This window comes from Rhodanobacter hydrolyticus (assembly GCF_044904645.1).
Genome location: NZ_JADIKK010000008.1, coordinates 3,454,063 through 3,474,041, shown reverse-complemented (window position 1 = coordinate 3,474,041; position 19,979 = coordinate 3,454,063). Strand labels below are relative to the sequence as shown.

Here is a 19,979-nt window from a genome sequence, read left to right as displayed (position 1 = left end):
GCGCAAGCGGATTCTTCCCGGATTATCCTGGCGCGAAACAGGTGGAATGCACCGGATGGGTTCGCCACAGGCCGGATGCAAAACCCAGGCCCCGATCTGGACCGTCGCTCCCTTCAAAGAGAACGACGCGGCGAAACCAGCAATTCGCCGAACAGCAAACCCGCCACCAGCGATACCAATAGGGTAACCAGCAGCAGGGCCGTATCCATGCCCAGCGTGGTGTCGCGTTCGAGCAGGAAGGACATGCTGCGAAACCCCACGCTGCCCGGCACCAGCAGCAGGATGCCCGGCTCGCGGATCACCGCACCCGGCCGGTGCCGCGTCCGCGCATAAAGATTGGCCAGCGCACTGACCACCAGACCGCCGACGAATACGCCGAACGGCGCACTGGGCAAGCGACCGGAAAAGGCACCGCCCCAACGCGTGGCCAGGTAGCCGACGATCACCGCCACGATCACTGCCGGCCAGTCGCGTCTGGCCGCACGGAACAGCATCGCAAACGCCACGGCGGCCACCAGCAGGGCGGGCCAGTCCGTCCAAGCCGGCAAGGGCGGCAAAACGGCATTGTTCGGCTCGATGCCAAACGCGGCGCAAACCTCGGTGGCCGCCACCGTGCCAAACACCAGCTTGAGCAAGGTCGCGGTGGCGCCTCCCATGCGCGCCATGCCGGACACCAGATGCCCGCTGGAAACCTCGCGCACCGCCGTGGTGAGCGACATGCCAGGCACCAGCACGATCAGCGCCGCCAGTACCACCGACTTGATCGCCAGCGGCACCACGAAGGCGCTGACCAGGATCGCCACCGAGGTCGCCACGATGGCGCTGATCGCATCGCTGGCGGCGGCCACGCGCGGGCGGGTGGCGGAGAGCAACGTGATCGCACCGATCAGCATGCCGACCACCGCGGCCACCGCGAGGTCGGCCCAGGAACTCTGCAGGAACAGCGCCGCGATGCTGGCCGCGGACAAACCGTAGCTGGCGACCACATAGGCCTTCGCCTTGCGCGTATCCGGCGCGCCGAGGGTGCGCAGCAGGCGGAAGCCTTCGCGCAGATCCAGTTCGCCCGCGATAACACGGTCGGCGATGGCGTCCACGTCGCACAGGCGTGCGAGGTTCACGTCGCCGGGCGCAAGCCGCATCACCTGCGTGGTCTGCGCCACGCCCTCGTCGCCCAGTGCCAGATCCGCGAAGGAGATGATGATGGCGGTGGGACTGGACCACACATCGGCCTGCAGGCCCAGCCGCCGCGCACAGAGGTCGATCGACATCTCCAGACGGGGTGCCGAGGTGCCGTACTGATGCAGCCGCCGTGCCAGTTCCAGCAGGAAAGCGATGCGCGTATTCGCAGTGGCGGCCGCGAAGCTGGCGCTCATGCGGCGGCGCGCACCTTGAGCGTGGTGCCGTCCACCGCCACCACTTCCACCGTGCTGCCCAAGGGCAAGTCCGGCCCGCTCACCAGCCATTGGCCGTCACCTACACGCACCTTGCCGCGACCGTTGACGATGGGTTCGATCAAATCGTAGCGCTGGCCGATCATCTGCTCGCCACGGCGGTTGAGCCGTTCGCCACCAGGGGCGCCGCGCTCGATCCGCGGCCGCAACCAGCGCGCATAGGCAACGCATGCGGCCAGCGCCAGCAGTGCGAACAGTACCGCTTGTGCGAGCAGGCCCAACCCAGGGAACAGCCAGAGCAGCACGCCCATCGCCGCCGCCGCGATGCCGATCCACAGCAGGAAATAGCCGGGCATCATCACCTCGCCGGCGATCAACGCCAGGGCGAGGATCCACCACAGGTAATGCGTTGCGATCTGTCCGAGCATGGAGGTATCCAGAAGATTGGTTTCCACTCCTGCATAGGGGAGCGGGCTCGCTTGTCCTGATGGCGAACGATCATAGGCCAGATTGGGCAGGTTGATCAGGCGTTTCTCGCATTGACCGGGCTTTTCTCGGATATGTGCTTGGCGTTGCTTTCCGCGGGCGCGGCGATGCGGCTTTCGATGCCTGGAGCAAGGAGCAAAGCGGTGTCGGTCACCGACCGGCGCCGGGTCATCTCTCTTTGCTGGTATGCATGAACCGGCCGAATCCGCAATCCGCCGAAACTACGAGCAAGCCGTGTCGAGGACTTGGAAGCCACTCTCGCCTGCGCGATAGACAGGACGGCCACACCGCGCGATACCCAGATAGCGAGGATCCACGCGCTCGTCATTCCGGCGTAGGCCGGAGGAGCCTCACAACAACGAAGCTGGTCGTCCACTGGCGCGACGGCATGGACAAGCTTGGTCGCCGCTGGATCCCGGCCTGCGCCGGGATGACGAGCAGAGCCCCGAACGCCTCGCTACGCTCTGCTTCGGCTTTGCCCTCATCTGGCCATTGCATCAGCGCGCTGCTCCCTGAAAGCCACTATGCGACGGAGCCGCATGGATCAGGCTGCGCAACGGTAGTCGCCAAGGAGGGATGGCAATACCTTTTCGACCGAGCAGGACGTCCGAAGAGCGCCTCCGTGGAGTGCCCTTACCCCTTGGCCGCTTTTCTTTGGGCACGCAGAAAAGACGTAGTTCGGGCGCCGGCAGGCACACGAAACCACTTCGTCGCTTGCCAACCACAAGAAAACAAAGCTCCCTCCGCGGGAGAGAGGCCTGCGCGTCACCGTGCCGGCGGCATCGCCTTCGCGGCAGCCTGCTGCTGCCCCAGCGACTCCTTGGCCAGCTCCGCGATGCCAGCCATCGCACCGATCACACCGGTGGCTTCGATCGGCAGCAACAGCATCTTCTGGTTGGGCGAGGCCGCCATCGCCTTCAGCGCCTCGACGTAGTTGTTGGCGACGAAGTAATTGAGCGCGTTGACGTTGCCGTTGGCGATCGCGGTGGACACCATGGTGGTGGCCTTGGCCTCGGCTTCGGCCGAACGCTCGCGCGCCTCGGCGGCGCGGAACGCGGCTTCCTTCTCGCCTTCGGCGGCGAGGATCACCGACTGCTTCTCGCCCTCGGCCTTGAGGATCGCCGCCTGGCGGAAACCCTCGGCATCGAGAATGTTGGCGCGCTTCTCGCGCTCGGCCTTCATCTGCCGCGCCATCGCGTCGACGAGGTCACGCGGCGGCGCGATGTCCTTGATCTCGATGCGGTTGACCTTGACGCCCCACGGATGGGTGGCCTCGTCCACCACGCGCAGCAGCTTGGCGTTGATCGCGTCGCGCTGGCTCAGGCTTTCGTCGAGGTCGAGCGAGCCCAGCACGGTACGGATGTTGGTCATGATCAGCGCCAGCGTGGCCTGTTCCAGCTGGGCCACCTCGTAGGCGGCCTTGGCCGCGTCCAGCACCTGGTAGAACACCACGCCGTCCACGCGCACCACGGCGTTGTCCTTGGTGATGACGTCCTGGCTGGGCACGTCCAGCACCTGCTCCATCATGTTCATCTTGCGGCCCACGCCTTGGTAGACCGGAATCAGCAGGTGCAGGCCCGGCGTGAGCGTGCGCGTGTACTTGCCGAAAGTCTCCACCGTCCATTCGTAGCCCTGCGGCACGATGCGCACCATCTTGAGCAAGGTGACGACCACCAGCACCACGATGACCAATGCAAGAACCGATCCCATGACTTGCCCCTCTTTCCGGTGAGGAAGGCAGTATAGGCGAGCGCGATGACCGCCGTAGGAGCGCACCCCGTGCGCGAATGTTCCGGTGTCTGGCCGAAGCCAAGAGCCGTCGCACACAGGGTGCGCTTCTACGGGTTTGTGCCTAGCGCGAGCCGTATTGCGGCAGCCGCAGGCTCACGCGCAGGCCGCCGCCCTCGCGATTGGCAAGCAGTACGCGTCCGCCATGCGCCTCGGCGATCTCGCGTGCCAGGGCAAGGCCCAGGCCGGTGCCGGAGCGCTTGGTGGAATAGAACGGCAGCAACGCCTGCGCCAGCACGGTTTCGCTCATGCCAGGGCCACGATCGGCCACTTCGATGCGCAACTCGCTGCCGGCGTCGAGGATGGCGAGGCTTACCCCGTCCTCGGCGCTGCCGGATTCGTGCGCGTTCTTGATCAGGTTGATCAGCACCTGCTCGATCTGCACCGGGTCGAAATGGCTGGGGTGCGCAGGCACGGGCGAAGCGAGCTGGTAGCGGCAATGCAAGGCCAGCGAGGCAAGGAACGGCTCCCACTCCACCGCCTGCGGCTGCGGCGCCGGCAGTTTGGCGAAGCTGGCGTAGCCGGCGATGAAGCCGTGCAGATGCCGCGCGCGTTCGCCGATGGTGGCGAACACGCCGGGCAGGCGTTCCAGGTCGCCGCGACGGGCCAGTTCTGCGCCGGAATGCGCCAGCGAAGAAATCGGCGCCAGCGAGTTGTTGAGCTCATGACTGATGACGCGGATCACCCGCTTCCAGGTCGCCACTTCCTGCCGCGACAACTCGCGCGTCATGCGCCGGAACAAGTGCAGGCGATGCGGCCGCCCCTGCAGGCGGAACGCCCGCTGCGACAGGTGGAAGGTTTCCTCGGCACCATCCAGTTCCACGCTGAGCAGCGCGTCCTCGCCGCTTTCCACCGCACGGGACAGGGCTTCCGGGGCAGCTGTCAACGTGTCGGCGAAGTTCAAGCCGTTGAGGCTCTTGCCATCGTTGAACAGATGGCGCGAAGCGATGTTGGAGTACACCACGCGGCCGCTGATGTCGGTGAGCACCAGCGCCACCGGCGTGTTCTGCACCACCGTCTCCAGCAGCAGCTCGCGCTGCACCAGGTGCTGGCGCTGATCCCGCAGGGTCTGGCCCAGCGCGTTGTGCATGCGGATCAGCTCGCCCAGTTCGTCGCTGCGGCGTGCTGCGATGGAGAAGCTGAAATCGCCGTCCCGGTAGCTCGCCACCGCGCCTTCCAGCGCGCGCAGCAGCCGACTCACCGGTGCCATCACCTGATAGGCCAACCCCCATGCCAGCGGCAACAGCACCAGCACGCTGACCACGAGGCCGCCATACATGCCCATCTGCGCCGGCGTCCGCAAGGACACCGCCAGATCCTTGTGCAGCCACCCGATCAGCTGCGGCAGCGGCCACTGGGTAAGGCCCACATACACCAATGCACCCGCCACCGCGGCCACCGCGAGGAGCATGGTCAGGCGGAACTGCAACGAATTCAGGTGACGCCACATAGGAGCCTGCTCAATGGCACGCGGGATCGTGCGGCGTCTGCGCGCAGCTCACCGGCGGCTGCCCGTTCTGCCAGGGGCGTTCAGTACCCATCACCGCGTTCTGGTCGTTGGCGCGCGGCGGCGGAGGCTCCTCCTCCCATGTCTTGCGTTCGGCCTTGAACTTGAACGGCGAAGGCTTGGCCGCAGCACCGGCGACCTGCGAACGGAAGTCGTGTGCGGTGGCGATGCTGGCGGCTGGCGCGGGCGTGGTCCACTGGTCGGATGCCGTCTGCGCCGTGGCCGCGAGGGACGGCAGGCAGAGCGACAGGAGTGCAAGGCTTCGGATACGCATGGGATCCCCCGGTGGAGCAGCGCGAACGTCACAGCAGCTTTCCATGCCGCCACCCTGCCCGCAAGCGACATAGGTCACGCCGGTGCCGTCAGTCCATAACGCTCCATGCGCCGATACAACGCCTGGCGCGACAGGCCCAGCGACTGTGCCGCGCGGCTCACCACGCCATCGGCCAGATGTAGCGCACCCTCCACTGCCTCGCGGCTGGGTTCATCGAGATTGCGCGCGACGGCCGGCGCGACCTGCGGCAGGTTGAGCAGCTCGGGCGTGATCGGCTTACCGCCGGCCAACAGCGCCGCGCGTTCGATGGCGTTCTTCAGCTCGCGCACGTTGCCCGGCCACGGGTAGGCCAGCAATGCCTCGCGCGCGGCGTCACCCAGCACGGCGCGACCGGCGAGGAAATGTTCGGCCAGCGGCAGCACGTCGTCCGTGCGCTCGGACAGCGGCGGCAGGTTCACTTCGATCACGTTGAGGCGGTAATAGAGATCCTCACGGAAAGTGCCTGCGCGTATCATCCCCTTGAGGTCGGCATTCGTGGCGGAAAGCACGCGCACCTTCGCCTGCCGCGTACGCCCGGAACCCAGCCGTTCGAACTGTCCGGTTTCCAGCACGCGCAGCAGCTTCATCTGGCCCGGCAACGGCAGGTTGCCGATCTCGTCGAGGAACAGCGTGCCGCCATCGGCCAGCTCGAAGCGGCCTTCGCGCGCCTTGTTCGCGCCGGTATAGGCACCTGCGTCGGCACCGAACAGCTCCGCCTCGATCAGCTCGCCGGGCAACGCGCCGCAGTTCACCGCCACGAACGGTCCCTTCTTCACCAGCGAGTTCGCGTGCACGATGGCGGCGATGCGCTCCTTGCCCGCGCCGTTCGGCCCGGTGATGAGGATCGGCACTTCGGCGCGCGCCACCTGGCAGGCCAGGTCCAGCGTGCGCGCCATCGCCTCGGAAGCGAACACCAGGCCGTCCAGCTCGTAGGTGTTCTGCAACACCTCGCGGCGGCGGCGGCGCTCGCGCCGCACGCGGCTTGCCTCGCGCGTGGATTCGGAAAGCTCCAGCAGGTTCTCCACCGTCGCCAGCAGCTTGTTGTCGTCCCACGGCTTGGCGAGATAGTCGGCGGCGCCGGCCTTCACCAGCTCCACCGCGGTTTCCAGGTGCGTCCAAGCGGTGAGCAGGATCACCGGCAGGTCGGGGTGCCGCTCGCGGATCGCGCGGAACAGCTCCACGCCCTCCTCGCCCGAGGTGGTGTCGGCGGTGAAGTTCATGTCCTGGATCACCACATCCACCCGCTCGCGCTCCAGCGCGGCCAGGCCATCGGCCTGGTTCAGCGCCACCAGCGGGCGGATGTCATGCAGTGACAGCAGCAGCGACAGCGCCTCGCCCACGGCGGGGTTGTCATCGACGATCAGTACGGTACGCATCTTGTTCCTGCACATGTCCGCATGGATGCGGCTCCAAGGGAAAAGGTTGCCATGACCATCGACCTAGATGCACGAAAAATTCTGCATCACACGCTGCGCGTGGCTACCACCGGCGGTACGCGCGCAGCGCGCAGCGCGGGACCAAGCACAGCAAGCTGGCCGATGGCCCAAAGCGCCAGGGCGCCGATCGGAAAATAACTGACCGGCAAGCGCGGTAGCTCGTAATGCTCCATCAGTAGCAGGTTGATCACATAGGCCAACGCCATGCCCAGTACGACGCCGCCGGTGACGATGAGGAAATTTTCGGTCTGGAAGTAGCGCAGGATGTCGCAGCGGGTAGCACCGATGGCGCGGCGCACGCCAATCTGTTTGCGCCGCTGCGCCACCCAGAAGCTGGCGAGGCCGCCGATACCCAGAGCCGTGACAACCAGCAGTGCTACGCACACCGTGGCGAGCAGCCACGCCATGGCCCGGTCATTGGCGAAGTAATCGTCACGCAAGTAGGTGTAGGTGCCCTTGTCGTTGATCAGCATCTGCGGATTGAGTGCCATCAGTTTGTCGGCGGCCTCGCGCAGCACACGGTCGCGCGAAGCTGTGTCGGTGCGCAGCACGTACAGGGCCGAAAGCGATGAACCCGGTCGCGCGGCGAACAGTGCCACGTATTCCGATGCGGTGCCGCGCAACTCGCCGCGCACCATGTGTTCCACCACACCGATCACCTGAAAGCGCCGCTTACCGATCCAGAACACCTGTCCAAGCGCATCCTTGCCAGGCCATAGGCGCTCGGCCAGCGCACGGGTGACGATCATCGAGGACGACTGTGGCAGCCATACGTCCATGCCGGCGTATTCATCGGCCGCGAAATCACGCCCCTCCACGAGCTTCAACCCAAGCGTCTGTAGATAGCCAGGCGAGCCTAGCATCAGCTGCGCATTCGGCCCGCGCCTCCGGCCATCCGCGTCCATGCTGGGATTGAAGTTCATGTCGTTGTTGGCCAACGGCAGCGATACCACAGTCGCGACGGACTGTACTCCACCTATGCCGCGCAATGCGGCGAGGTTACGTTCCGTCACTGGCGTGGCATCGTCGCCCGACACACCGTCGGTCATCAGCCACGTCAGTCCGCTTTCGATGAGACCGGTATGCACCTGCATCTCGACCAGTCGCTGACGAATCATGAACACCGCGTTGCACAGGATCGCACAGGCCACTGCAATCTCCAGCACCAGCAGGCCGGTCGCCAGCTTGTGCCGACGCAATGCGGAAAGGATCGGTCGCAATTCCATCATGGCGTCCTTAATGGCTCTTCAGTTGCAAGGCAGGGGGCACCAGACAGGCACGCCATGCGGGCAGTAGACCCGCCAGCAGGCTGGCAAGGATGGCCAGCACGAAGGTAATGAGGAACATGTCCGGATCCAGATGCGCCAACGTGGCGTAATCTGTTGGCGAGCATCGCACTGCCCATAGCCCCGCCAGCGCCAGCAGCAGACCAAGCATGCCGCCGGCAACGCCAATGAGGCCGGCCTCGGTCAACAACTGTGCGAACACCGTCCCGCGAGATGCTCCCAAGGCTCGTCGCACGCCGATCTCCCCCGAGCGTCGCAGGAACTTTGACAACAGCAGACCCACCGTGTTGATAAGGCACACCAGCAAGAATCCGAATGCCATCCACGTCTGCAGGCGCACATCGCTGGGCACCACCTGGTTGTAGCTGAGCCAGTCCATCAGGCCGCGTAGTGCGGTGAGCGGCTTGCCCTTGAACTGGAAGCGCCCCAGGGCCTTTTGTTGCTCGGAGTAATGCACCAAATACTCGCGGTACGCCGCCGCCTTCGATGGCGTATCCAGTTCCACCCAGTACTGCAGCCACACGCAAGGCTGACTTTCCAGGTGTACTTGGTCGGTGAGCTGACCCCAGCAGTCGAGGGAGTTGCCCTGGATGCCCAGCTCCGCCAGGTCGCGCGAGGTTGCGAATGGGATGAACACACCGTCGTCGCTCGCGAAACCGCCCTGTCCGTACAGGTCGTAGAAACGTGGTATCGGGCGCCAGTGCTTGAGCACGCCGACGATGCGGAAATCCCATTTGTCCAGCCGGATGCTCCTGCCCACGCTGTCGGCACCGCCGAACAGCTTGTCGTTGAGCGCCTGCGAGATCACTGCCACGCGCGCCCGGGCATCGTCGTCCGCCGACCTCCAGCCTGCGCCGTAGTGGAACGGCACACCGAACATCGGGAAGAAATCCGCGGTAGTCGCCACCGTAGACAGCGACATCGGCCGTGTGCCTGGCCGCCCGAACACCTTCAGCTTCGCGCTCACCACGATGGCCTGGCGATCGGCGCGATGTTCGCGCAGGAGGTTGGTGGCGTCGATGTAGGTGTACTCGCCTTCAGGCTCGGTCTTCGAGCGCGTGTCCGGCATGATCTGGGGATAGAACAACTGTCCGCTCTTGCCCGGCATCGGGTCACCCGAAAGCAGATGGAGCACGGTCAACGTGGTGATGCACGCACCAATGCCCAAGCCGATCGCCAGCACCATCAGCGCGGTGAGCAATTTGTTGCGCCTCAGACTGCGCAGGGCCAGATCCAGATAATGACCGAACATCCCAATACCCCCTATCTGCAACCCTTCCACGGAAGGGAGACGAGCGGAAATCCGGCCCAAGAGGAACATCCCGTTCCATCCGCATCCACGCCCACCTATTCAACACCTTCGTCCAACGGTCGAAGGGAAATCTCATACGCTCCGTGTCGCCACCACCGGCGGCACGTGCGAGGCACGCAGCGCAGGGCCGAGCACGGCGAGCTGCCCGAGCAGCCACAGCACAACGGCGCCCGAGGCCAGCCACGCCAGCGGCATGTGCGCCAGCTCGTAGTGCTGCATCAGCCACAGGTTCAATCCGACCGCGCCGAGCGAGCCGATCACGATGCCGGCGCTGACGATCAGCAGGTTCTCGAACTGGAAGTAGCGCAGGATGTCGTGCCGCTGGGCGCCGATGGCGCGACGGATGCCAATGCTGCGCGTGCGCTGCTGCACCCAGAAGCTGGAGAGGCCCACCACGCCCAGTGCGGTCAGCGCCAACAGGCAGCCCGTGACCACCAGCAGCAACCAGACCATCGCGCGGTCGCCGTGGTAGTAGTCCGAAACTGTATTCGAGTAGATATGGGCGTCGACCATGCGCGCGGGGTCGGTGCCTTGCAGCACCTTGGGTATCGCCAGCTTGACCGCGCCGCGCCTGTCCGACCGTACGCGAAGCACGTAAGTGTCGGAATGCGTCACTGGAAGGATGTAACTGCGATCGACGCCCAGACTCTTGCTGATCTCCGGGTTGAGTAGGTGGTCGATTTCACCAACCACCTGTACTGGTTTCTTGCCACGACTGTCCAGCCAGAAGGTTTTGCCGATAGGGCTCTGTCGCGGCCACAATTGCTCGGCCAGCGTGTGTGTGACGATGGCGACTGACGGTGGCGGCTGATTCTTGAACGGGTTGAAATCAACGTATTCCTGCGGCAGAAAATCGCGCCCTGCCGACAGCTTGATGCCCAGCGTCTTCAGCATGTCGTGGCTGCCAAGGTACTGAACCACGGGGTCGCTCAAATCACTCTTGGCGTCACCGGGACGCCGAAACACACCTGAGCCCCAGGAATTTCTGGACAGCGGCAGCGAGTTGGTCGTCGTCACTGACTCCACGCCGGGTATGCTGCGCAAGGCGGCCAGGTCGGCATCGGTGTCGTCCACGGGCTTGTCGCCCTGCCCCAGGTCGAGGCCAGTGGTGCGCGCCCATACCAATTCGTTGTCGGCCACGCCGGTGGTCATGCGCATGGCCGCCATGCGGTCGCCCACCAGAAACAACGCATTGGTGACGATGGCGCAAGTCAGCGCGATTTCCAGCGCCACCAACACGACGGTGGTCTTGTGGTACTTCAGTGCGGAAACGACGGGGTGCATGGTCGCGGCCTCATTGTGTCTTGAGCAAACGGGCAGGCACGATGCGGCAGGCGCGCCATGCCGGGAACAAGGCCGCCAGCAAGGCGGCGCACAACGCCAGCACGAAGGTGGCGCCGAGCATGGCGCCATCCATGTGTGCCAGCGCGGCGTATGGCACCGGCTGCTTCCGTACGATCCACAAACCAAAAGCCGACAAGAAGAGGCCCACCACGCCACCCGCCACGCCGATCAACGCCGCCTCCACCAGCAATTGCGCGAACACATCGCGCTTCGACGCACCCATCGCGCGGCGCACGGAAAGTTCGCCGCCCCGACGCAGGAACTTCACCAGCAACATCGCCACCGTGTTGACCAGACACACCAGCAAGAAGCCCAATGCCAACAATGTCTGCAACTGCACGCTGCCCGGCACCACCCGGTTGTAGTCCAGCCATCCCATCACGTCGCGCAGGCGTGCGTTCGGTGGCCGCCCGAAGCGGCCCAGTGCTTTCTGCTGATCCGAATAGCTGACGAGAAATGCCCGATAAGTCGCCACCTGTGCAGGACTGTCCAGTTGCACCCAGAATTGCACCCAGGCGCATTGATCCGACTTGGGCATGCCGCCCATGCCGGGAAAATTCCCGCCCCAGCACATCAGGCTTCCTGACGTGTCCAGATTCAGCTCCATCGCCGTCTCGAACGGCAGGAACACCTGCTCCGGCTTGGCGTAGTTGCCCATCGAGAGATCGTAGAAATGCGGCACCGGGTTCCAGCGGTCGATCACGCCGACGACACGGAAGTCGTACTTGCCCAGCCGCAGGGTCTGGCCCACCGCATGTGATGTGCCGTAGAGCTTGTCGGCGAGATCCCTGGCGATCACCGCCACGCGCGCATGCTTGGCGTCATCGCCGGCCGTCCAGCCGCCGCCATCGACGAAGGGCACGCCGAACATCGCGAAGAAATCCGCCGTGGTGTAGCGCGCATCTGCATCGTAGGCATGCGATACACCCTGCGATGGCACTACCGTCACCTGCCCGCCCGACATGGCTGCCTGACGCGCACCCTTGCCGGCATGCACCAGATTCATCGCATCACGCCAGGTCATCTCATCCGGTGGATCGCTGTCTTTGGTGTACTCCTCCATGCCCTTCGGATCGACCTGCACATAGAACAACTGCACGCTTCGCCCCGGTATCGGATCGGCCGTCATCACGTGCAGCACGGTGATCATCGTCATGCTCGCGCCGATACCTAGCGCGATGGCCAGCACCATCAACGCGGTCAGCACCCTGTTGCGCTTGAGGCTGCGCCATGCCAGGTCGAGGTAGTAGCTGAGCATTCCTGTCTCCCTCAATCTCACTGTCCTCTCCCACCGCGGGAGAGGAGAAAACTCACACGCTTCTCGTCGCCACCACCGGTTGCACCGCCGCCGCGCGCCGCGCAGGCGACAGCACCGAAAGCTGGCCCAGCGCCCACAGTGCCAGCGCGCCGACCGGCAGGTACCACAACGGCAGGCGCGGCAGTTCGTACTGCGTCATCAGCAACAGGTTCAGGCCGATGGCCAGCAGTGCGCCGATCGCCACGCCGGCGGTGACGATCAGGAAATTCTCGGCCTGGAAGTAGTGCAGGATGTCGCCGCGCGTTGCACCGATGGCACGACGGATGCCGATGCTGCGCGTGCGCTGCTGCACCCAGAAATTCGCCAGCCCGGCGATGCCCAGCGCGGTGACGAACAGCAGACCCAGCGCGGAAGCGATCAGCAGGCCGATCATGGTGGTGTCGCGCTGGAAGTAGCCGCGGCGGATCTGCGTGTAGGTCTGCATCTGCTGGGGATCGACGATGCGGTTGGGGTTGGCCTGGAGCAACGCAGCTTCGGCGGCCGTGAGCACGCGCTGGCGATCCTGCGGCGCGCTGCGCAACACGTAGGTGACGCCGGTGTCGTCGGGCCGTTGCGGCCAGATCATGCTGTCGCCGTCGACGCCCGGCTTGCGCAAGGCAGGTCGCAGCAGGGTATCCACGATGCCGACGATGCGGATGAAGTTGTCGCCGTCGTACATGTTCTGTCCCAGCGCCGGCCGACCCGGATACAGTTTCTCCGCCAACGCACGCGTGACGATCGCAACCGCGGGCTTGCCCTCGCTCACGTATTCGCCCGGCAGGAAATCGCGCCCTGCAACGAGATGCAGGCCCAACGTGGCGACCAATCCCGGCGTACCGTCGTACAAGGCAGGTTGCACGCAGCCGCTGCCATCGATCGAATTGAGCTGTATCGCCCGATCCAGCGCCTGCTTGCTGGGGCAGATGCCACTGGACGATTCGTTCTGGTTCAGCGGCAACGAATAACTGACCGCCGCGGCGGAACGCACCCCGGGAATCGCGCGCAAGGCCGCCAGATCAGTCGTTTGCCGCGCCTGCATGTTTTCGCCTTTTCCGATGCCGACGCTGTGGATCACCGACAGTTCGTTCTCGGCGATACCGGTTGGCACGCTGATGCGTTGCACGCGCTTGGCCACCATGAAGGCCACGTTGCAGACGATGGCGCAGGTGAAGGCCACCTGCAGGGTCAGCAAGGTGGCGGTGAGCTTGTGGTGGCGCAGGGTGGAAAGGATGGGTCGGATTTGCATGGTCAGCCCCGTGATGCATTCGTACCGTCATTCCGGCGCAAGCCGGAATCCAGCGGCCGTGTGGTCTGTACAGGCGTGGTCGCCACTGGATCCCGGCTTGCGCCGGGAGGACGAACATGAGAAATAGCGATGCTTCGCGCCATCACATCGCTTTCAGTTGCAGCGCCGGCGGCACGCGGCAGGCACGCCACGCCGGCAGCAGGCCGGCCAATACGCTGGCGACGACGGCGAACATGAGCGTGCCCAGCAGCATCGATGCGTCCATCTGCGCCAGCCTGGCGTAGTCGTCCGGGCGCTGGCGGATGCTCCACAAGCCCAGTTGCGCAATGGCCACGCCCAGCGCGCCACCGGCCACGCCGACCAGCGCCGACTCGAGGCCCAGCTGCACGAAGATGTCGAGCCGCCGGGCGCCCAGTGCACGACGCACGCTGATCTCGCCGCTGCGGCGCAGGAACTTCGCCAACAGCAGCGCCACGATGTTGACCATGCACACGAACAGGAAACCCAGCGCCAGCCACAGCTGCAAACGCACGTCGTTGGGCACCAGATTTTCGTGCGCCAGCCAGCCCATCAGGCTGTACAGCTTCGCGTTGGTCGGCGGCCGCTGGAAACGACCCAGCGCCTTTTGCTGCGCGGAGTAGTCGACAAGGTACTGTCGATATGCTGCGACCTGTGTCGGCGTGTCCAGTTGCGCCCAGAACTGCAGCCAGCTCATGTTCGCGCTGGTCAGCGAACTGTCGTCGCCCTTGGCCCAGCCAGACCGATTGCCGCTGACCTGCAACTTCTGGCTCACCGCCACCGAGAGCGGCAGAAAGAACAGATCGGCGTCGCTGTATTGGGTGCCGGTCTGGTCGGCATAGAACAGAGGCTTCGGCACCCAATGGGCGGCGACGCCGATCACGCGGAAGTCGTGCTCGCCCAAGCGCACCGTCTGGCCAACCGCGTTGCCCGTACCGAACAACTTGCGCGCCAGCGTTTCGGTCAGCACCACCACTTGCGCTGCGGCCGCATCGTCTGCCGCGCTCCAGCCGCCGCCGCGCTCGAACGGCACGCCGAACAGCGCGAAGAAGTCTGCTGTGGCGTAGCGCCCGTTCACATAGAAAGGACGCAGATCGCTGCGACCCGGCCACAGCAGCAACGAGCCGCCCGCCATCGCCGCCTGCCGCACGCCGCGATGGGCTTTGAGCAGCGCCATCGCATCGGGCCAGGTCAGATCGTCGGTGGGATTGGGACTGTCGTCTCTTAGTTTGTACTCAAGCGGCAGCGGATCGAGATGCGGCGTGTACAGCTGCGCGCTGCGCCCCGGCAGCGGATCGTCGGTCATCACGTGCAGCACGGTCAGCATCGTCATCGACGCGCCGATGCCGAGCCCGGTTGCCAGCACCATCAGGCCGGTGAGGATCGGCGTGCGCTTCAGGCTGCGCAGTGCGAGATTCAGGTAGTAACCGAACATTGGTTCCCCGTCCAGATGCTTACTACAGACTTCTCCCGAGGCCGCCCGTGATGCCGAAGCATCGCGGGAACCTCGCCCAGGATCAGTGGTTGCGCTCGGTCTCGGTCGGCGCCGCATCGCCGGCCTTCTGCGCATACGGCAACACGTCGTCCACCAAATGAACCAGGAAGCGACCAGGCTGCTCCAGCATGATCATGTGCGCCGAATCGGCGAACACCACCAGATGCTTGGACGGTGCCTGGAGCTTGTCGAACCACTGCTCAGCCAAGGTGTGCGAGGTGGTGTTGTCGTGCGCGCCGACGAACAGCACCACCGGGCAGCCGAAGGTGGTGGTGCGATCGAAATCGACCGACAGCAGCGGCTTCAGCAGATGCTTCAGCGAGAAAAGGCTGCCTTTGCCGACGGCGTCCACATCGCTTTCGCTGTAGTCGGGCGACAGGTCCCAGGTGTCCGCCGCGAACTGGTAATCCTGGCGCCCCCAGGCGAGGCCGCCGTAGTACATCTCCCATTTGTCGCGCACGCTGATCTGGTCAAGCGTGATGTCCTTCGGCCCCGGATAAGGGGCGATCGATTCCAACTCGTGCACGGCGGCGGCATTGCCACGCGCCTTGGCCTCGCGCATGGCGAAGGCGTAGCCGTCCTCTTCGTTCCGGCGCATGTTCACGACCTGGCCCACGCCGACATAGGCGTAGAGCCAGTCCGGATGGCGCTGCGCCAGTTCCACGCCCAGCACGCTGCCCCAGGAGTGCCCCATCACGAAGATCTTCTGCTTGTGGAAGCGCTGGCGCAGGTAGTCGACGAGCTGCGCCGCATCGTCGGCCATCCCCGCGATGCTCATGCCCGGTGCCATCTGCGCTTCGGTATTCGCTGCATAGGTCTTGCCCGCGCCGCGCTGGTCCCACTCGACCACGGTGAAGTAGTCCTGCCACGGCGATTCGAACGTCCAGGCCTGCGGCATGTCCGTCGAAGCCGGGCCGCCATGCAGCACCAGCAGGATGGGATTGCGCAGGTCGCGGCCGCGTATCGTCAGCCACTGGTCGATGCCGCCGATGCGCACCTTGATCTGCTCCTGGATGCCGTTCGACGAAACGATCTTCTGGTTGGCGGCGATGACGCCGGTGACCTGGGCACGTGTCATCCAGTGCGCAGCATCCTGCTCCGCCGGGGCGGCGCTCGCGGCACCTGCTGTTACGAGCACGGCCGTAGCCAATACGGTGCCGATCGCCCGCCGAATCTTCTTCATGCATCACTCCATCAAGGTCAACGATTGGTGGCGGGTTCGCCCGCCCATGGAAAATCACACGGATCGCGTCGCCACCACCGGCGGCACCGCCGCCGCGCGCAGGGCCGGACCCAGCACCGCGAGCTGGCCAAGCATCCATAGCGCAAGCGCGCCCATCGGCAGGTAGTACAGCGGCAGGTGCGGCAATTCGTAGAACTTCATCAACACCGCATTCAGCACGTAGGCCAGCAGCATGCCGAGGGCGATACCGAAGGTGACGATGAGGAAGTTCTCGGTCTGGAAGTAGCGCAGGATGTCCCCGCGCGTCGCTCCGATCGCACGGCGTATGCCAATCTGCTTGCGACGTTGCGCCACCCAGAAACTGGTGAGGCCGACGATGCCGAGAGCGGTGACACCGAGCATGAGGGCGACCACGCCCAGCAGCAGGCCGATCATGATGCGGTCGGTCAGGAAGTATTTCGTGCGCAGGTCGCTCAAGGTCCTGCTGTTGTCCTGGTCCAGAACGACGTCGGGCGCGATCTTCTGCACAGCACCACGCGCCACCTGCAGCACGCGCCGCACATCCTGCGGCTGGGCCCGCAGCAGGTAGGTGCCGGCCAGCGAGCCACCCGGCACGACCGGCGTGAACACGGTCCACTCCCCCTGCTGCATGTCGTATTGACCGGGCTGGGCGCGGGCGAAGTGATCCACCACGCCCATGACGCGGAAGTGCATCTTGTCGCACCAGAAATCCTTGCCCAGCGGACTTTCGCCAGGCCATGCGTGTTCGGCCAGCGCGCGGGTGACCAGCACCTGCACATCCTCAGGAGCGAAGCTGGTGGCAGGCTGGTAGTCACCGGGCTGCGGCAGGTGCCCTTCGACCAGTTTCAAACCGAGCGCCTTGTACGTGCCCGGGCCTGCCATCACGAAATCCACCACGCCGATCAGGTCCTTGAACCCGCCAGCATCTGGCGAGATGCCGGCTGCACCTGTTTGCGGTCCGAAGGGCACCTCGCTAATGAGGGTGGCCGACTGCATCCCCGGGATCGCCCGCAAGCCGGCCAGCATGCGCGCATTAACGTCGGCGGCCTGGCTCGGTTCGAAGCCGTTGACCGTCAACACCGCCAGCGAACTCTCGTCGACGCCGCTGTTGATCTGGATCATCGTCCAGCGCCGCGCCACCAGGAAACAGGCGTTGCACAGCACGGCACAGGCGAACGCGATTTCCATCGCGATCAGCAAAGTGGCCAGGCGGTGGCGGCGCAGTGCCGCGAGTATCGGTTTGATCTGCATGTTCGGCCTCCTCACAGCGCCTTGAGTTGCCAGCCGGGAACCACGCGACTGGCGCGCAGCGCCGGTATCAGCCCGGCGATCAGGCTGGCACCGATGGCCATTGCGAACGTGACGAAGAACATGGCGGTATCCAGATGCGCGAGATGGGCGTAATCCACAGGCTGCCGCCGCACCAGCCACAAGCCGACCAGGGTCAGCAGCCAGCCGAAGAAGCCGCCGAGCAAGCCGATCAAACCGGCTTCGACCAGGCACTGCGCGAAGATGGCGCCACGGCTGGCACCCAGCGCGCGGCGCACGCCGATCTCGCCGCTGCGGCGCAGGAATTTCGCCAGCAGCAGGCCTACCGCGTTGAACAGGCAGATGACGAGGAAGGCCGACGCCAGCCATGCCTGCAAGCGCACATCGTCGGGCACCTGGCCGCGATCGGTCAGCCATGTCATCAGGTCGTGCAAACGCGCGTGCTCGCTGCCCACCGCAAATCGGCCCAGCGACTTTTGCGTGTTGGCGTAGTCGTCCACGAAACGCGCGTAGTCGCGCACCTTGGCCGGGCTGTCCAGCTCGGCCCACACCCATACCCATACGCAATCGGCATCCTGCAGATTGCCCATCGACGGCGGCACGTGCCAGCAGGTGTAGGCCTGGAAGTTGCCCTTGTTGATCTCGAGGCTGCTGCTGAACGGAGCGAAGACATCTTCCGACTTGCTGAAGTTCTGGCTCCACGGGTCGTAGAACAGCGGCGTGGGGCGCCAGGGCTTGAGCACGCCGACGATGCGCATGTCGGCATCGCGCACGCGCAGGATGCGGCCCACGCTGTTGGCGCCGCCGAACAGCTTCTGGTTCAGGTCGGCCGAGATCACCGCCACGCGTGCACGACTGGCGTCATCATCCGCACTCCAGCCCGAGCCGTATTGGAACGGCACGTCGAACATCGGGAAAAAATCCGTCGACGTGGAGAGCATGCTCAGCATCAATGGCGGTTGACCACTATCCGGCAGGCGCACTTTCACGGAGCTGCTGGTGAGAATCGCCTGACGATCGGCTCGGTGCGAACTCCAGATGTCGACTGCTGAACGGTAATCCATGGCCGGCCATGGATTGCGATGCAGCGAGAGCGTGACCGGGTTCTCCGGATCCACCTGCGGGAAAAACAGCACGCTGCTCTTGCCGGGCATCGGATCGCCCGACAGCAGATGCACCACCGTCAAGGTGGTCATGCTGGCGCCGATGCCCACCGCGATGGCCAATACCATCAGCGCGGTGAGCACCCTGTTGCGCTTGAGGCTGCGCAAGGCGAGGTCGAGGTAGTAGCCAAACATTGCATCTCTCCTTTGTTGCATTTCCTTCCACGCGCGCGAGGAAGGGAAAACTCATGCGCTACGCGTCGCCACCACCGGCGGCACGGCTGCCGCACGCAACGCAGGGCCGAGCACAGCAAGCTGGCCGATGGCCCACAGCGCGACCGCGCTGACCGGCAGGTAGTACCAAGGCATGCGCGTTATCTCGTAGTACCGCATCAGGTACAGGTTGATGCCATCGGCCAGCGCCGTGCCGAGCACCACGCCGGCGGCGCTGAGCAGGAAGTTCTCGGTCTGGAAGTACTGCATGATGTGGCCGCGGCTGGCGCCCACCGCGCGGCGGATGCCGATCTGCTGGCGCCGCTGCCCCACCCAGAAGCTGGTGAGGCCGACGATGCCGAACGCGGTCACCGCGAGCATCACAACGCAGACCAGCACCAGCATCCACGCCATGCTGCGCATGTCGGCGAAGTACTGGTCGCGCATGTCCGAGTAGATCGCGCTCTTGGTCACGCCGTTGGGATTCAGTTCGATGAGCTTCTGCTCCGCCGCGCGCATCACGCGGTCGCGGTCGCCCGGAGCGCTGCGCAGCACATAGCGCCGAAGATTGCCCTTGGAGCCCTCTGCGCTCATCGGGTAGAAGGCGCTGAAGTAATTGCTCGCTTCGCCCTGGCCATCGATGTTCGGCCGCAGCACGTCGGCGATCACGCCGACCACGGTGTAGTAATGCGACGTGGTGTAGTAGGTCTTGCCCAGCGCCGACTGCCCGGGCCACATGCGCTCCGCGATGCTGTGCGTCACCAGGGTCACGTGCGTCTCCGGCAGGGGCGCGCTGCCGAACGAGCTGTCCGCGTAGTCGTCGGCGTTGAAGAAGCGTCCCTCCAGCAGCCGCAGGCCCAGCGCCTTGTCGGCACCTTCGCCGAGGAAGAACAGCGAGAAATTGACCGTCTTCTTGTTGAAGACCGACTCATCTGGCGAGGTGCCGAAGCTCCATCCCCAGTTGTTGTGGCTGAGCGGCAAGGTGCTGATCGCCCCTACCGCCTGCACGCCGGGAATGCCGCGCAGCGCCGCGAGGTTGCGCGGGATATCGCTGCCGGCGGTTTTCTCGTCGGTGCCGCTCAGCCCGACCGTACTCAGGCTGTGCTCGTCGATGGCATTGGGCAGGCGGATGGCGCTCACGCGCTGGCCGATCATGAAGACGGCGTTGCACAGCACGGCGCAGGTCAGCGCGATCTCCAGCACGATGAGCACGGTCGGGATGCGGTGCTTGCGCAGGCTGGCGAGTATCGGAAGGATTTCCATAGGTATCT

Annotated in this window: 16 protein-coding genes; all 16 read right to left on the bottom strand. The window is 65.0% G+C overall.

Annotation, left to right across the window (positions count from 1 at the left end; genetic code table 11):
• Window positions 1-113: 113 nt before the first annotated feature.
• The 16 genes from ISP25_RS18180 to ISP25_RS18105 all read right to left on the bottom strand — a co-directional run bounded on the left by ISP25_RS18180 (window position 114) and on the right by ISP25_RS18105 (window position 19,971).
• Window positions 114-1,373, bottom strand: coding sequence for a threonine/serine exporter family protein (locus ISP25_RS18180; RefSeq protein WP_192156897.1), 1,260 nt, complete (start codon window positions 1,371-1,373; stop codon window positions 114-116).
• Window positions 1,370-1,819, bottom strand: coding sequence for an NfeD family protein (locus ISP25_RS18175; protein ID WP_192156899.1), 450 nt, complete (start codon window positions 1,817-1,819; stop codon window positions 1,370-1,372). The genes ISP25_RS18180 and ISP25_RS18175 overlap by 4 nt, the downstream gene beginning before the upstream one ends.
• A gap of 823 nt (window positions 1,820-2,642) precedes the next feature.
• On the bottom strand, window positions 2,643-3,587 hold the full coding sequence (locus ISP25_RS18170) for an SPFH domain-containing protein (RefSeq protein WP_192156901.1): 945 nt from the start codon (window positions 3,585-3,587) through the stop codon (window positions 2,643-2,645).
• Window positions 3,588-3,729: 142 nt separating this feature from the next.
• Complete coding sequence (locus ISP25_RS18165) at window positions 3,730-5,115, bottom strand: sensor histidine kinase (protein ID WP_192156903.1); 1,386 nt, start codon at window positions 5,113-5,115, stop codon at window positions 3,730-3,732.
• A gap of 10 nt (window positions 5,116-5,125) precedes the next feature.
• On the bottom strand, window positions 5,126-5,446 hold the full coding sequence (locus ISP25_RS18160; protein WP_404615865.1) for a hypothetical protein: 321 nt from the start codon (window positions 5,444-5,446) through the stop codon (window positions 5,126-5,128).
• 74 nt (window positions 5,447-5,520) lie between these two features.
• Window positions 5,521-6,861, bottom strand: a complete 1,341-nt coding sequence (locus tag ISP25_RS18155) for a sigma-54-dependent transcriptional regulator (protein ID WP_192156907.1) — start codon at window positions 6,859-6,861, stop codon at window positions 5,521-5,523.
• Window positions 6,862-6,947: 86 nt separating this feature from the next.
• Window positions 6,948-8,147, bottom strand: a complete 1,200-nt coding sequence (locus ISP25_RS18150; RefSeq protein WP_404615864.1) for an ABC transporter permease — start codon at window positions 8,145-8,147, stop codon at window positions 6,948-6,950.
• 10 nt (window positions 8,148-8,157) lie between these two features.
• Window positions 8,158-9,459 carry an ABC transporter permease gene (locus tag ISP25_RS18145; protein WP_404615863.1) on the bottom strand — a complete coding sequence of 434 codons (1,302 nt, stop codon included), beginning with the start codon at window positions 9,457-9,459 and terminating at the stop codon, window positions 8,158-8,160.
• Between the two features lie 132 nt (window positions 9,460-9,591).
• Window positions 9,592-10,803: an ABC transporter permease gene (locus ISP25_RS18140; RefSeq protein WP_404615862.1), complete on the bottom strand. Its 1,212-nt coding sequence runs from the start codon at window positions 10,801-10,803 to the stop codon at window positions 9,592-9,594.
• Window positions 10,804-10,813: 10 nt separating this feature from the next.
• Entirely contained in the window at window positions 10,814-12,121 is a 1,308-nt protein-coding gene (locus tag ISP25_RS18135) for an ABC transporter permease (protein WP_404615861.1), read from the bottom strand.
• 52 nt (window positions 12,122-12,173) lie between these two features.
• Entirely contained in the window at window positions 12,174-13,406 is a 1,233-nt protein-coding gene (locus ISP25_RS18130) for an ABC transporter permease (protein WP_404615860.1), read from the bottom strand.
• Window positions 13,407-13,548: 142 nt separating this feature from the next.
• Window positions 13,549-14,859: an ABC transporter permease gene (locus ISP25_RS18125; RefSeq protein ID WP_404615859.1), complete on the bottom strand. Its 1,311-nt coding sequence runs from the start codon at window positions 14,857-14,859 to the stop codon at window positions 13,549-13,551.
• Between the two features lie 82 nt (window positions 14,860-14,941).
• Window positions 14,942-16,102, bottom strand: coding sequence for an alpha/beta fold hydrolase (locus tag ISP25_RS18120; RefSeq protein ID WP_404615858.1), 1,161 nt, complete (start codon window positions 16,100-16,102; stop codon window positions 14,942-14,944).
• 54 nt (window positions 16,103-16,156) lie between these two features.
• A complete protein-coding gene (locus tag ISP25_RS18115; RefSeq protein WP_404615857.1) occupies window positions 16,157-17,374 on the bottom strand; it encodes an ABC transporter permease in 1,218 nt (405 codons plus the stop codon).
• A gap of 11 nt (window positions 17,375-17,385) precedes the next feature.
• The gene (locus tag ISP25_RS18110) at window positions 17,386-18,690 is read right to left on the bottom strand and encodes an ABC transporter permease (protein WP_192156923.1); all 1,305 of its coding nucleotides are present in this window, start codon (window positions 18,688-18,690) and stop codon (window positions 17,386-17,388) included.
• Window positions 18,691-18,741: 51 nt separating this feature from the next.
• On the bottom strand, window positions 18,742-19,971 hold the full coding sequence (locus ISP25_RS18105; protein WP_404615856.1) for an ABC transporter permease: 1,230 nt from the start codon (window positions 19,969-19,971) through the stop codon (window positions 18,742-18,744).
• Window positions 19,972-19,979 lie beyond the last annotated feature (8 nt).

Bases quoted from the DNA above. Each gene is read 5' to 3' on its own strand.
- ISP25_RS18155 (WP_192156907.1), bottom strand. From the start codon at position 6,861: ATGCGTACCGTACTGATCGTCGATGACAACCCCGCCGTGGGCGAGGCG.
- ISP25_RS18180 (WP_192156897.1), bottom strand. From the start codon at position 1,373: ATGAGCGCCAGCTTCGCGGCCGCCACTGCGAATACGCGCATCGCTTTC.
- ISP25_RS18110 (WP_192156923.1), bottom strand. From the start codon at position 18,690: ATGTTTGGCTACTACCTCGACCTCGCCTTGCGCAGCCTCAAGCGCAAC.
- ISP25_RS18135 (WP_404615861.1), bottom strand. From the start codon at position 12,121: ATGCTCAGCTACTACCTCGACCTGGCATGGCGCAGCCTCAAGCGCAAC.
- ISP25_RS18145 (WP_404615863.1), bottom strand. From the start codon at position 9,459: ATGTTCGGTCATTATCTGGATCTGGCCCTGCGCAGTCTGAGGCGCAAC.
- ISP25_RS18105 (WP_404615856.1), bottom strand. From the start codon at position 19,971: ATGGAAATCCTTCCGATACTCGCCAGCCTGCGCAAGCACCGCATCCCG.
- ISP25_RS18165 (WP_192156903.1), bottom strand. From the start codon at position 5,115: ATGTGGCGTCACCTGAATTCGTTGCAGTTCCGCCTGACCATGCTCCTC.
- ISP25_RS18120 (WP_404615858.1), bottom strand. From the start codon at position 16,102: ATGAAGAAGATTCGGCGGGCGATCGGCACCGTATTGGCTACGGCCGTG.
- ISP25_RS18170 (WP_192156901.1), bottom strand. From the start codon at position 3,587: ATGGGATCGGTTCTTGCATTGGTCATCGTGGTGCTGGTGGTCGTCACC.
- ISP25_RS18140 (WP_404615862.1), bottom strand. From the start codon at position 10,803: ATGCACCCCGTCGTTTCCGCACTGAAGTACCACAAGACCACCGTCGTG.
- ISP25_RS18175 (WP_192156899.1), bottom strand. From the start codon at position 1,819: ATGCTCGGACAGATCGCAACGCATTACCTGTGGTGGATCCTCGCCCTG.
- ISP25_RS18150 (WP_404615864.1), bottom strand. From the start codon at position 8,147: ATGGAATTGCGACCGATCCTTTCCGCATTGCGTCGGCACAAGCTGGCG.
- ISP25_RS18115 (WP_404615857.1), bottom strand. From the start codon at position 17,374: ATGCAGATCAAACCGATACTCGCGGCACTGCGCCGCCACCGCCTGGCC.
- ISP25_RS18125 (WP_404615859.1), bottom strand. From the start codon at position 14,859: ATGTTCGGTTACTACCTGAATCTCGCACTGCGCAGCCTGAAGCGCACG.
- ISP25_RS18160 (WP_404615865.1), bottom strand. From the start codon at position 5,446: ATGCGTATCCGAAGCCTTGCACTCCTGTCGCTCTGCCTGCCGTCCCTC.
- ISP25_RS18130 (WP_404615860.1), bottom strand. From the start codon at position 13,406: ATGCAAATCCGACCCATCCTTTCCACCCTGCGCCACCACAAGCTCACC.